We start from the raw sequence: 14,232 nt of genomic DNA, 5'->3' as shown, positions 1-14,232 counted from the left end.
GGGCCTCCTTGAAAGGTGCCTCTTAAGAAGGGCCTCATCACGCGCCGAAGAGGTGCGGTCAGCCCTCCACCGACGCCACGAGGGAACGCGGCCGCAGATCCGTCCAGTTGGTCTCGATGTACTCCAGGCAGGCGTCCCGCGAGTCCTCGCCGAAGGCGGTCGTCCAGCCGCCGGGCACCTCGGCGAAGGACGGCCAGAGCGAGTGCTGCCCCTCGTCGTTCACCAGGACCAGGAAGCGGCCGTCGGGGTCGTCGAAGGGGTTGGTGCTCATGTGTCAGTGCCTCCGTCAGGATGATTAGGTTAGGCTCCCCTAAATTAATGCGAGCTTAGCCTTACTCCCTTCCCTCTCACAAGGAGACGTTGATGCGCCCCGCGGCCGACACCGGGAACGCCTTCGCCGAGTACGGACTGTCCGGCGGACCCGGCACCGAAGCCTTCTGGTCGGCTGCCCGGAGCCCCGTCTCCGTACCCGCAGACGACGGCGGTTGGCGGACCCTGTTCCTCTGGCGCGGGCACGGACCGTCCCCCCGCGTCGACTTCGAGAGCTGGTCGGACCCCGTGCGGCTGACCCAATGGGCCGACACGGACTGTTGGTACGCCGAAGTACGCATGCCTCGGCGGCTGCGCGTGACCTACCGATTCCTGGTGGGCGACGAGGCGTACGCCGACCCGCTCAACCCGCACGGCGCCGGCGGCGACCGCTCCATCGCCGCGACCCCCGATGCCCCCGCCCAGCCCCACTGGCCGGCCGTCGGGGCCGACGACACGCTCCCCCTGCCCGGCACCCGGATCCGGTGGGCCAGTGAGCGGCTCGGCGGGCGGCGCACCGTGCGCGTCCACGCGGTGGCCGGCGGCGGCCCGCTGGTGCTGCTGCTCGACGGGGACGACTGGCTCTACCTGCACCCGGCCATGACCGCCTTCGAATCCGCCGTCGCCGCGGGTGAGATGGAGCCGGTCACCCTCGTCTTCCTGCCGTCCAAAGACAGGCTGGGCGAGTTCGGGTGCGATCCGGCGCTGTGGGAGGCGGTACGGGACGAGCTGCTGCCTCTGGTGGCCGGGAGCGGCGTGCACGCGGACCCGGAGCGTCTGGTGGTCGCCGGGCAGAGCCTCGGCGGGCTCAGCGCGATGTACGCGGCGCTGGACTTCCCCGACCTGGTGTCCCGTGTGGCGTGTCAGTCACCGTCGTTCTGGTGGACGCCCGACGCCATGGCGTCGGAGGATCCGCTGGGCGGCCCGGTCGGCGGGACCGTCGCCGCGCGGCTGCGCGCGGAGCGCCCCGACCTGTCCGGCCTGCGCATCGCGTTCGACCTCGGCGAGCACGAGCCGCGGATGCTCCCGCACTGCGAGCTGACCGAGACGCTGGTCAAGGAGGCCGGTGCGACCGTACGGATCTCGCGGGCGGCCGCCGGCCACGACCGCGCGGGCTGGCGGCACGCCCTCCTCAGGGACGTCGCCTGGGCCCTCTCCTGACGGACATCTCGACGCGGCCCGTCACCTCGCCACCGCCGCGCAGTAGGCCTCGTCGGAGGCGAGCAGGTTGCGGTGGCTGTCCTCCGCGGTGATGACGCCGTCGTCCAGGACGAGGACGCGGTCGGCGGCGTCCAGCATCGCCGGGCTGCTGGTGATGACGACGGTCGTACGGCCCCGGCGCAGCTCGGCGACGTTCCGCGCGATGAGCTGTTCGGTGACCGCGTCGACGGCCGTCGTCGGATTGTGCAGGACGAGGACGTCCGTGTCGGCGGCCAGCGCGCGGGCCAGGGAGAGGCGCTGACGCTGTCCTCCGGAGAGGTTGGCTCCCCGATCGCGCACTCCGTAGTCGAGGCCTTCGCGGTGGAGGGCGACCACGTCGGTGAGCATGGACGCCTCGACGGCCTCGGAGATCGTCCGGCTGGTGCCCGAGGGGTCGATGTTCGAGCGGAGGGTGCCGGCGAAGATCTCCCCGTCGTACGGGTTCACCAGGATGTGCTCGCGGACCGCCTCGACCGAGAGGTCCGCCATCTCCTGGCCGCTGACCCGCACCACTCCCTCGTACGCGTCCGGCGGCACGTTCATCGCGAGGATCGCCGCCAGATCGGCGACCGCGCGCGGCTGGTACCCGGCGATCGCCACGAACTCGCCCGCCGCCACCGTGAACTTCAGCTCGCGCAGCGACCCGTACCGGACGCAGTCGATCTCCAGGCCCCCGCCCGCGGCCGGGCGCCCCCGCCCGGGTTCCGTCACCGGCGGCGCGCCGAGGACCAGCGCCATCCGCTCGGCCGACGCCCGCGCGATCATCACGTACTTGGGCATCTCCGAGAACATCTTCAGGGGTTCCATGATGAACTGCGCCAGGCCGACGGCCATGACGAGTTCGCCGATGGTGATGCCGCCGTCGAAGGCCAGCCAGCCCGCCGTCAGGGTCACCGCGGCCGCGAGGACCGCGTTGAGGGCCTGGGCCGTGCCCGCGTACACGCCGTTGACCTTGGCGACGGTGACCGCCTGGTGCTTGGCCTCCGAGCTGACGGTCCGGTAGGAGCGGAACGCCGCGTGGTTGCCGCCGAAGCCGTGCAGCGGGCGCAGGCCGCTGATCAGGTCGGCGACCTTCGCGCCGGCCCGCGCGACCCGGGCCTGCTGCTCGCGCGTGCTGGACCCGATCCGCTTCGACATCACGCTGAGGATCGACAGGATCGCGACGGTGCCCACGATCACGAGCAGCCCGAGCCGGTAGTCGGCCATGCCGAGCGCGACCGCCGCGACGAGCACCGCGACCAGCGAGCTGATCAGGAGCGGCACCACCTCGATGATGTCGGCGGTCTGGTCGGCGTCCTCGGTGGCGATGGTCAGGACCTCGCCGGACTTGAGGTCGACGTCCCTGGCCACCGGCTGGAGCCCGCAGGCGGCGACCTTCACGCGCCAGCGGTGCGCCTCGGTCGTGTTGGCCTTCTGCAGGACGCGCATCCCGAACCGCCACGACAGCGAGACCGTCGTGATGATCACGGCGAGCGCGCCGATGGAGACCGCGAGCGCGCCGAGGGTCCTGTCGTCCCGCATCGTGTGCTCGACGATCATGCCGAGCGCGATGGGGAACGCCGTCTCACCGGCCTGGTACAGGCCCATGAGGACGGTGCCGAGGACCATCGCGCCGATGTTGCGGCGCAGAGCGGTCCGGAGGATGTCGGATCCCGGTCGGGGCGGCTTCATGTCAGGAGCCGACGGAGTCGTCGGCGTTGTCGGCGTTGTCGTTGTCTTCATCGAGATGGCGGGCAATCGCTTCCGGGGTTCGCAGGGTGAAGAGGTCTCGGATGGTGATCACAGGACCGTACTCGCGGCGGAGCAGCCCGATCAGCCGTACCGCCAGCATCGAGTGTCCTCCGAGGGACACGAAGTCACTCACCGCGCTCACCTCGTCGTCGTCGAGGTCCAGTGCTTCGGCGAAGAACTCGCAGACCACGGTCTCCGTCTCGGTCTCCGGACCGCGCTCCCCCGACGTGGTCAGCGCGCCGAGGGGCTTGGCCTCCGGCAGCGCCTTGGTGTCCGCCTTTCCGTTCACGGTCAGCGGGATGCTGTCGACCTCGGCGTAGTGCGTCGGGCGCAGGAAGTCCGGCAGGCCCGTGCCCACCTCGGCGGCGACGGCAGCCAGGTCGGCGCCGTCGAGCACCAGATAGGCGGCGAGCCGGTACGCGCCGTCGACCTGCGGGTCCGGCTGGGCGACCGCGGCGGCGAACCGCACCGCCGGGTGCCCGGCGAACGCGGCCTCGACCTCGCCGAGTTCGACGCGGTGGCCACGGATCTTGACCTGCTGGTCGGTGCGGCCCAGGTACGTCAGGTTCCCGTCGGGCCTGCGGAACACCAGGTCTCCGGTGCGGTACATGCGCTCGCCGGGGGCACCGAACGGGCAGGCCACGAAGCGGTGCGCGGTCTGCGCGCACTGGCCGAGGTAGCCGCGCGCGATGCCGACGCCCGACACGTACAGCTCGCCGGGGACACCGTCGGGCAGCGGCCGCAGCCACGGGTCGAGGACGTACACGTCGGTGTTGTCGATGGGCACGCCCACCACCGGGTCCTGGCACTCGAAGGTGCCGACGCCGAGGGTGTTGATCGTGTACTCGGTGGGCCCGTACAGGTTGTAGCCGACCGTGCCCTCCGTCTCGGCGAGCCGCTGCCACAGCGTCGGCGTGACGGCCTCGCCGCCGAGCAGCACGAGCGCCGGGCGTCGCTCCGGCTGGTCGAGCAGGCCCTCGGCCACCAGCTGCTGCGCGTACGTCGGGGTCACGTTGATGACGTCGATCCCGTGCTCCAGGCAGTACTCGACGAGGCCGGGCGCGTCGCGGCGCAGCTCCTCGTCGCAGATGTGCACTTCGTGTCCGTCGGCGAGCCACAGGAGCTCCTCCCACGACATGTCGAAGGCGAAGGACACGGTGTGCGCGATCCGGAAGGTCCGGTGGCCGTGCTCGGCGAGGACCGGTTCGAAGATCCGCCGCTGGTGGTTGACGAGCATGTTGGTGAGTCCGGCGTACTCGGTCACCACGCCCTTGGGCTTGCCGGTCGACCCGGAGGTGTAGATCGTGTACGCGGGGTGGCGCAGCCGGTCCGGGTCGTCGGGGGTGAACGTGACGAACGGTTCGGCGGCCGGAAGCGGACGGTCCAGCTCGATCAGACCGCCGGCGTCGGCCACGGTGCCGGTCAGCCGCGGCGAGACCGCGCTCACCGTGAGGATCGCGTCGGGGCGGGCGTCCTCGACGATCGCCGCGATCCGTTCGTCCGGGTGGTCGAGCTCCAGCGGTACGTACGCGGCACCGACGCGCAGCACCGCGAACAGCGCCACGATCGAGTCGAGGGAGCGCGGAATCGCGAGCCCCACGGTCGTCTCGGGGCCGAGACCGCGCCCGGCGAGCACACCGGCCACCGCGCGGCTGCGGTCCCGCAGTTGGGCGAAGGTCATCGTCGAGCCGTGCGCGACGAGGGCGACGCGCTCGGGGTCCCGTTCGGCCGCCCGGTCGAACCGGTCGACGACGGTGTCCGTGCCGACGTCCGTGCGCTCGGCGGGCTCGGGGGCGCGGCCGAGGCCGGGGAGCGCGCCGAGGGGGCCTGTCGCACGGGCCAGGTCGTCGAGTACGCGTACGTAGTCGTCGAGGAGGCGGCGGGCGTAATCGGTGTCTCCGTAGCGGTGCTCCAGCTTGACCGTGAGCCGGTCGCCGGGCGTCACGACCCACGTGAACGGATAGTGCGTGGAGTCGTCGGCCTTCACCGAGGTGATGCCATGCCGGGCGTTCATCTCGGCGAAGGCGTCCATGTCCAGGAAGTTCTGGAGCACGAACAGGTTGTCGAACAGGGTGTCGTGTCCGCTGGCGCGCTGGATCTCGCCGAGCCCGAGGTGCTCGTGCTCCATCGCCTCGACCCTGGCCGCCTGTACGGCCGACAGGTAGCCGCCGACGGTGTCGTCGGGCCGCGCCTTCGTCCAGGTCGGCACGGTGTTGAGGAGCACGCCGACGACGTCGGAGAGTCCCTCGCCGTCCCGGCCCGACACGGTCACGCCGAACACCGCGTCGCTGCGGCCCGTGTGGGCGCCGAGGAGGAGGCCGAACGCGCCGGTGAGGACGGCGTTCAGCGTGACGCCGTGCTGTTTGGCCGCGTCCTTCAGGAGGTCGGACTGTTCGGCGGTCAACCGGTGCACGAGCGCGGGCGGCAGGTCCTGCGAGAGCGTCGGCGCGGGTCCGGCGAGCAGGGTCGGGCCCGGGACGCCCGCCAGGTGCTCCGCCCAGAAACGTTCCGCCACGGCGGAGTCCTTGGCGTCGAGCGCCCTGGCGTACTCCTCGAAGCTCGGCGTGGCCGGGGCCGAGTCGAACGGCTCGCCCGCCACCACGGCCTCGTACGCGTCGAACAGGTCCCGCAGCACGATCTCGCGGGACCAGCCGTCCCACAGCAGCAAGTGGTAGCTGAGCAGCAGTCCGTCGTGGCCGCCGGGCAGGCGGACCACGGTGAGGCGGATGAGCGGCGCGTCGGCCGGGTCGAATCCGGCGTCACGGTCGCGGGTACGGAACTCCTCGACCTCCGCGTCGTCCGCGAGCTCGACCGTGCGGACGTCGACGCGCCGTCCTGCCTTGAGGACCTGGACCGGGTTGCCGTCGTCGTCGGTGGTGAAGCCGGCGCCGACGACCGGGTGCCGTGCGATGACGTGCGCCATGGCCTCGGCCAGCGCATCGGCATCCAGGCGCCGGTCGAAGGTGAACCAGCTCTGCGCCACATAGTGCCCGGCCGCGCCCGCCAGCTGCGCCTGGAAGAACAGGCCTCGCTGCAGCGGGGTGACCGGCGCGGTGCGCTCGGCGGACGCGGAGGCGTCGGCGACGCGCTCCAGGGCGGCGAGCCAGTGCTCGGCGACGGCGTCGGGGATGCCGTCGGCGAGGGTGAAGACGGCGTGCAGGCTGCCGGTGGCGTCGTCGGTCCAGGCGTTGACCTCGACGGCGTACGGGCTGCCCTGGTCGCCTCCGGTGACGTGCACCGCCTGCGACTCGCTGCCACGGCCCAGGTAGTTGAAGAGGACCTGAGGGCGGCCGGTGAGCAGCGGCGCGGTCTGCGGGTTGAGGTACTTCAGCTGTCCGTACGCGATGTGCCCGCGCTCGTCCGGCTGGCGCTCGGCGACCTCGCGCGCGGCGGCGACGGGGTCGGTGTGCGCGGTGAGCCGTACGGGCGCGATGGAGGTGAACCAGCCCACTGTGCGCGTGTAGTCGTGCTCTTCGTAGAGGGCGACCCGTCCGTGCCGCTCCAGCTCGACCGCGAGGTCGGTGGGCGTCGGCTGTACGTGGGTCAGGGCGGTGCGGAGCGCGCCGCACAGCAGCTCGGTGAGGCCGACGCCGAGGGCGGCGGGCGCGGTGCGGGTGAGGCGGTCGCCGGCCTCGGGCGGCAGGACGACGGTGGTCTCGCGCAGGTTGCCGGTGTCGGCGCCGGGCAGCAGCGGGGGCGCGTCGAGGGTGGTGATCCAGTGCGGGAGGCCGCCGATCACCTCGTCGGAGGCGGCGCCGAGCGTGAGCGCGTCGGCGTACTCGGCGTAGGACGTGGTCGGCGGCGCCAGGTCCGCGCCGCGCATGGCGGTGGCCAGGTCGTCGAGGAGGACCAGCCAGGACACGGCGTCGACGGCGATGTGGTGCACGGTGACGACGAGGGTGCGGGTCGCCTCCAGCCACGAGAACGCCACGACGTCGCCGGTGGTGGGGTCGAGCCGTCCGGCGGCCTCGTCCGCGGCCGTCGAGGCGTCGGCGTCCGTGCGGGCGACGGTGACCTCGCGGGCGGGTTCGGTGCGCAGCGCCCACACGCCGTGCTCGACGCGCAGTCGCGTCCGCAGGGCCGGGTGGGCGGCCACGACGGCGTTCGCGGCGCGCTCGGCGTCGGCGAAGCCGGTGCCCTCGGGCGCCGACAGGGTCCTGGCCTGGACGAACCGGTCGAGGGAGCCGCCCAGTTCGCGCTGGCGCAGGATGATCGGCGTCGGCGTGAGAGGACCGTCCTCGTGGCGGGTGGGAGCGGGCGCCTTGGCCTGCGGCGTGCTCGAACCCACGTGCTCGGCGAGCGCGCGCGGCGTCCTGAACAGGAAGACGTCGCGCGGCGCGATCGGCAGTCCGAGCGCCCTGGCGCGGTTGATCACGGTGATGGCGACGATGCTGTCGCCGCCCGCCATGAAGAAGTCGGTGTCCTCGTCCACGGCGGCGGACCCGGGCAGCGCCTCCGCGAAGATGCCGACCAGCGACGTGAGCGCGGAATCGCTCGCGACGGCGGCGGAAGCGTCGTCCTCGTGCGCGGCGCGTTCGACCAGTGCCTTGCGGTCCAGCTTGCCGTTGACGGTGAGCGGCAGCGCGTCGACCGTCAGGACCCGGCTCGGCACCATGTGCACGGGCAGCTTCGCGGCGAGCAGGCCCGCGAGGTCGCCAGGGACGCGGCCCACGACGTGCGCGACGAGGTGATCGCCGCTGTCAGCGACGGTGACGGCCACATCGACCACGCCGTCCAGCTCGCGCAGCGCGGACTCGACCTCGCCGAGCTCGATGCGGAAGCCCTTGAGCTGGACCTGGTCGTCGGCGCGGCCCACGAACTCCAGCTCGCCGTCGAGCGTACGGCGGGCGAGGTCGCCCGTGTGGTACATGCGGGAGCCGTCGTCGGTGAACGGATTCGCCACGAAACGGCCCGCGGTCAGGCCGGACCTGCCGAGGTAGCCGAGCGACACCTGGTCGCCCGCCACATAGATGGCACCGACGCGACCCGGCGGCACGGGCCGGAGCCGGTCGTCGAGCAGATGGGTGACGAGACCGGGGATCGGACCGCCGATGGGGCTGACGTCCTGGCCACGGGTGAAGTCGGCGTCGGTCAGCACCCGGTGCGTGACGTGCACGGTCGTCTCGGTGATGCCGTACATGTTGACCAGCTCGGGCGCCGCCGTGCCGTGCCGCTCGACCCAGCCGCGCAGCCGCCCGAGGTCGAGCGCCTCGCCACCGAAGATGATCTTCCGTAGCGCGGGGAGCGGTTCGCCGGCGTGCCGGTCCGCCTCGATGAACTGGTAGAACGCCGACGGTGTTTGGTTGAGCACGGTCACACCGCGCTCGCGGACGAGCCGGTGGAAGTCGACCGGGGAGCGGGTCAGGCCGTACTCGGGCACGAGCAGCTCACCGCCGTGCGCCAGCGCGCCCCAGAGCTCCCAGACCGCGAAGTCGAAGGAGAAGGAGTGGAACTGCACCCACACGTCGTGCGGCCCGAAGCCCATGTCAGGCCGGGTGTTGGCGAGCAGGGTGACCACGCTGGAGTGCGGTACGACGACGCCCTTGGGGCGGCCGGTCGAGCCGGACGTGTAGATGACGTACGCGGGATCGTGCGGGCGGGCCTCGTCGGCGGACTCGTCCGTGTCCCGCGGCAGTTCCTCGCCCTGGACGAGCACGCGGGCCGGTACGCCCGCCCGCTCCAGGAGCCCGGTGAAGCGGTCGCGCTGCTCGCGGTCGACGAGGACGACCTGCGGGGAGGCGTCGGCGAGGATGTACTCCAGGCGCTCGTCCGGGTAGGCCAGGTCCAGCGGTACGTAGGCACCGCCCGCGGAGACGATCGCGACGAGCGCGACGACCTGCTCCACGGAGCGCGGGACGGCGACGGCGACGCGCTTGCCGGGGCCGACCCCGGCGGCGCGCAGCCCCACCGCCAATTCGCTTTTGGCGTCGGCCAGTTCGCCGTACGTCAGCGACCTCGTGCCGCCGTCGAGCGCGCACTGGGTGACGGCGGTGGCCGCCGGGTCACGGCGCGCGGCGGCGTCGAAGAGGCCGCCCAAAGTCTCCTGCGCGACGCGTGCGGGCCTCCGGTCCCCCTCGGGTACCAGGTCGCCGACGAGAGCGTCCGGACGCGTCAGGAGGCCGTCGAGGGCCCGCGTGAAGGTGCGCAGGATGCCCTGGGCGGTGCTCTCACCGAGGAGCTCGCCGTCGTAGATCAGGTTGAAGCGGGGGCGTCCGTCGAGGGCGCGCTCCACGACGAGGGTGAGCGGGTAGTGCGGGGCGCCCTCGTTGACGATGTCGGTGATGACGAGCTCGGCGTCGGGGGTCCGCAGGCCGTCCACATCGGTCGCGACGTCGAACACCACGAGGGTGTCGAAGAGCGGCCCCGCGCCCGCCTGGCGGCCGATCCGCGCCAGCGAGACGTGCTGGTGCGGCAGGACGGCGCTCTGGTGCTCCCGCACCCGGGCGAGCAGGTCCCCCGCCGTGGTCGAGCCGGACCAACGGGCCCGTACGGGGATCGTGTTGATGAACAGGCCCACCATGTCGCCGATGCCGGGCACGTCCGCGTCGCGCCCGGACACCGTGGAGCCGAACACCACGTCGTCGGAGTGCAGGATGCCGCCCAGGGTCACGGCCCACGCGCTGTGCACGGCGACGCTCAGCGGCACACCGGCGGTCCGGACGGCCGCGTCGACGTCGTGCTGAGCCTCGACGGCCGTGTCGGCGAACCGGTCCGACGGAGTGTGGCCCTCGGCGACCAGGGAGGACCCCGGCAGCCCGGCCAGCTCCTCGCCCCACACCCGGTCGCTCTCGTCGTCGTCCCGTCCGGCGAGCCAGTGCACGTAGTCGGGGAAGCCGCCGACGGGGTACACGGTGCCCGGCGCGTGGTACTCGGCGAGCAGCGCGCGCAGCATCGGCGGCACGGACCAGCCGTCGGCGATGATGTGGTGCACGGTCTGCACCAGGACCGTGCGCTCGTCGCCCGCGCGGACGAGCGTGTAGCGCATCAAGGGCCCGGTGGCCAGGTCGAACCCGGCGCGCCGGTCCCGCTCGGCGAGGTCGCGTATCTCGGCATCGGTGATGCCGGGGCGGTCCACCGTCGTGAAGGGCGCCTGGACGCCGTTCTCCAGGACGGAGACCACGCGGCCGTCGGCGAGGGCCGTGAAGCGCGCGGCGAGGTTCGGGTAGAGCGTGAGCAGCCGGGTCGCGGCGGCGGCGAGCCGGTCCGCGTCCACCTCCCCCTCAAGGGTGAGGAGTTGCTGCTCTACGTAGGCACCCGCCGAGTCGTCGTCGAAGACCGAGTGGAAGTACAGGCCTTCCTGCAGCGGGGTCAGCGGCAGGATGTCCCGCAGCGCCGGGCCGTCCAGGCTGTCGACGTCGGCCTGGGTGAGCGGCACCAAGGGGAAGTCGCTGGGGGTGTGGCCGCCCTCGTCGAGCGCGGCGAGACCGGCCAGGGCGACGCGGAAGTAGCCGCCGAGCGTCGCGATGTCCTCGACGGTGAACATGCCGTCGGGCCAGGAGACGGTGGTGACGAGTTCGTACTCGCCGCCGGCCGAGGCGGGTTCGGCGATGGCGTTGAACTCCAGGGCGCGCGGCAGGCGCATGTCCGGGTCGCGCTTCTCGCCGAGCTGGCCGGTGGCGCCCGTGAGCTGCCAGTCGCCCGAGGCGCCCGCGTCGAAGCGGCCCAGGTAGTTGAAGAGCACCTGGGGGGCGGGGGCGTCGAACCGCGTGTCGTTCAGGTAGCGCAGGGCGCCGTAGGAGATGCCGTTACTCGGTACGTGGGACAGGTCTTCCTTGACCGCCTTGAGGGCGGCGGCGAGGTACGCGGGATCGGTGAGGTCGGGGGCGGTGCCGGGGTCGACGGTCACCGGGAAGAGGGTCGTGAACCAGCCCACCGTGCGCGAGAGTTCCGGCTCGAAGCCCGCGGCGTCCGCCACGTACCCGCCCTCGCGGCCGTGGCCCTCCAGCTCGATGTGCGCGAACGTCTGGTCCTGCCCGAGGTCGCGGCGCCACCGGGCGAGGGCGACGGCGAGGCCGGTGAGGAGCACGTCGTTGACGCCCGCGTGGAACTTGGCGGGGATCTCGCCGAGGAGGGCGGCCGTGACCTCGGGGCCGACGGAGACGGTTCGGATCCGCTCGCGTGCGACGGTGTCGGCGGCGGTCAGGGCGCGCCGGCCCACCGGCTGGTCGGTGCCCGGCAGGGGCCGCTGGAAGTAGGTGAGGTCCGCCGTGAAGTCCGCGCGCTCCAGAAGCTGCGTCCAGCGCCGGAACGACGTGCCGACCGGGGGCAGTTCGACGGGTGCGCCGGAGGAGCACTGGCGCCACGCCGTGGCCAGGTCCTCCATCAGGACCCGCCAGGACACGCCGTCGATCACCACGTGGTGGACGACGATCACGAGTTGGTTGTCGGCGCGGCGCCAGACCGCGCGGAACATCACTCCGCCGTCCGGGTCGAGCCCGTCGGTGGCGAGCTCGACGCACGCCTCCAGCGGCCGGTCGCTCTCCTGCCACACGGGGGCGGCGGCGCGGTCGGCCTCCGGGATGTCGAAGCTCCAGCGGTCGCCGCGCACGAGTTTCGCGCGCAGCATGTCGTGCCGTCCGAGGACGGCGCCGAGTATCTCGTCGAGCGCCTCGGCGGTGAGTTCCGCGGGGGTGTTGAGGACGACCGACTGGACGAAGCCGTCGACGGCGTCGGTGGTCTCGCCGAGCCACTGCACGATGGGCGAGCCGACGACGGCGCCGGTCGCGACGTCGCCGTGGTCGACGGTGGAGACGTCCTCTCGACTCGCGACGGCGGCCAGGGCGCCGACGACGCTGTGGGTGAAGATCTGCCGTGCCGTGACGTAGAGCCCGGCCTCTCGGAGCGCGCTCAGCAGCGAGATGGTGAGGATGCTGTCGCCGCCGAGCTGGAAGAAGTCCTGGTCGACGCCGACCTCGTCGAGCTGGAGGACCGCGGCGACCGCCGCGCAGACCACGCGCTCGTTCTCGGTGGTGGGCGGGGCGACCGCGCCGGTCGTGGCGGCGGGCTCGGGCAGTGCCTTGCGGTCGAGCTTGCCGTTCGCGGTGAGCGGGAACGCGTCCATCACGACGATGTGGGTGGGGACCATGTACTCGACCATGTGGTCGACGGCCCACGCCTTGACCTCGTCGGCCCGCAGGTCCTCGCTGCCGGCCGCGGGGATCACGTATCCCACGAGGTAGGTGCCGCCTGCCGTGTTCTTCTTGGCGACGACGCAGGTGTGGCGTACGCGCGGGTGTTCGGCGAGGCCGACCTCGACGTCCTCGATCTCCAGGCGCATGCCGCGGATCTTGATCTGGTTGTCGGCGCGGCCGAGGAAGTCCAGGGTTCCGTCGGGCGCGAACCGTGCCAGGTCGCCGGTGCGGTAGAGCCGGGACCCGTCCGAGGCGAAGGGGTTGGCGATGAAGCGGGAGGCGGTCAGGCCGGGCGCGTTGACGTAGCCGCGCCCCAGGAGGAGGCCGCCCGCGTACAGTTCGCCGCCCACACCGACCGGGACCGGGCGCAGCTCGTCGTCGAGGACGTACAGCTGGGTGTTGGGGTTGGCCCTGCCGATGGAGGTGGAGAGGCGCTCGGCCTCGCCCCGGTAGATGACGTGCGAGACACCGATCGTCGTCTCGGCGGGGCCGTAGCCGTGGTACATCGGGATGGCGAGCCGAGTGCGGAACCGCTCGTACAGCTCGGGCGTGAGCACCTCGCCGCCGCACCAGACGTGGCGCAGACTGTCGAGGCGGCCGGAGTCGCCCGCCATCTCCAGGAGCACGTCCAGCATGGACGACACGAGGTACGTGAAGGTGACGCGCTGCTCGGCGATGACGCTCAGCAGGTGGTGCGGGTCGCGTTCGCCGCCGGTCCGCAGGACGACGAGGCGGCCGCCGCTGACCAGCGGCAGGAAGATCTCGTTGATGGAGATGTCGAACGACAGCGGCGCCTTGAACAGGGACGCGTCGTCGTGGCCGAAGTGCAGGATCTCGTCGACCTGCCAGAGCAGCCGCTCGCTGATCGCCGCGTGCCGGATCATCGCGCCCTTGGGCCGCCCGGTCGAGCCGGATGTGAAGATCACGTACGCGAGTGAGTCGCCGTCCACGGAGACGCCGGGTGCCGTGGCGGGCAGGGAGCCGAACGCCCAGTCGGCGAGGTCGACGGCGACGGCTTCCGGCTCCTGCGGGTCGTGCTCGCCCGAGGAGTTGAGCTGCAGGACGACGCGGGCGTCCTCGATGACGACGGAGCGGCGCGCGGCGGGCCACTGCGGGTCGAGCGGTACGAAGGCGCAGCCCGCCTGCAGTACGGCGAGGAGGCCGACGACCATGTCGGCGGAGCGGCCGAGCGAGATGCCGACGACCTGTTCGGGGGCGAGGCCGCGGGAGAGGAGATGGTGGGCCAGCTGGGCGGAGCGTTCGGCCGCCTCACGGTAGGTCAGGGAGCGGTGCTCGTCGACGATGGCGACGGCGTCGGGCCTGGTGCGGGCCTGTTCGCGGAACATCTCGACGATGGTGGGGCGGGCCCGGTCCGCGCCGGTGTCGTTCCACTCGGCGAGGATCTTGAGGCGCGCCTCCGCGTCGACCGGGGCGACGGTGCCGAGGGGCCGGTCGGGGAAGTCGGCGAGGTCGTCGAGTGCGAGCTGCGCCTCCTCGGGATCGACGCCGTCGGGGACAGGGACATGCCAGCCTTGGGCGCCTGCCTCGCGGGCGCCGGCTTCGTGGCTGCCTGCTTCCCGACTGCCGGGCCCCGTACCGCCGTTGTCGACCCAGCCGAGGACGTCCGCGAAGAGCGTGCCCGGCGCGAGCTCGATGCCTTCGGGGCTGCGGCCGGTCGCCCAGTACGACAGGCCGATGGCGCAGGCCTCGGCGATGGTCCGGTCGGAGTAGTCGCCGGCACGCCGACGCACATCGGCCAGGCGGTCGGGGGAGAGCAGCACGAGGCGAGTGCTCGGTTCCATCATCGAAGACACAGCGTCCCTTTCAGGTAATCGCAGTTAGGCTAACCTAAATTAGGCTT

The 14,232-nt window shown here is 72.3% G+C and carries 4 protein-coding genes; 1 reads left to right on the top strand and 3 read right to left on the bottom strand.

Annotation, left to right across the window (positions count from 1 at the left end):
* Positions 1–58: 58 nt before the first annotated feature.
* Positions 59–271, bottom strand: coding sequence for an MbtH family protein (locus DEJ49_RS27570; protein WP_150186603.1), 213 nt, complete (start codon positions 269–271; stop codon positions 59–61).
* 92 nt (positions 272–363) lie between these two features.
* On the opposite strand from DEJ49_RS27570, the gene DEJ49_RS27565 reads away from it, so the two are divergent.
* Positions 364–1,470 carry an alpha/beta hydrolase-fold protein gene (locus DEJ49_RS27565; protein WP_150186602.1) on the top strand — a complete coding sequence of 369 codons (1,107 nt, stop codon included), beginning with the start codon at positions 364–366 and terminating at the stop codon, positions 1,468–1,470.
* Positions 1,471–1,491: 21 nt separating this feature from the next.
* Here the strand turns inward: DEJ49_RS27565 and DEJ49_RS27560 are convergent, their stop codons facing one another.
* Both DEJ49_RS27560 and DEJ49_RS27555 read right to left on the bottom strand, forming a co-directional pair.
* On the bottom strand, positions 1,492–3,180 hold the full coding sequence (locus tag DEJ49_RS27560) for an ABC transporter ATP-binding protein (protein ID WP_150186601.1): 1,689 nt from the start codon (positions 3,178–3,180) through the stop codon (positions 1,492–1,494).
* Between the two features lies 1 nt (position 3,181).
* The gene (locus DEJ49_RS27555; RefSeq protein ID WP_150186600.1) at positions 3,182–14,176 is read right to left on the bottom strand and encodes a non-ribosomal peptide synthetase; all 10,995 of its coding nucleotides are present in this window, start codon (positions 14,174–14,176) and stop codon (positions 3,182–3,184) included.
* Positions 14,177–14,232: the final 56 nt, after the last annotated feature.

Origin of the sequence: Streptomyces venezuelae, from assembly GCF_008642335.1 — a bacterium.
In the GTDB taxonomy this organism is placed as follows: domain Bacteria; phylum Actinomycetota; class Actinomycetes; order Streptomycetales; family Streptomycetaceae; genus Streptomyces; species Streptomyces venezuelae_F.
Note: the sequence above shows the minus strand (reverse complement) of the source record. Positions and strands in the feature narration are given on the sequence as shown.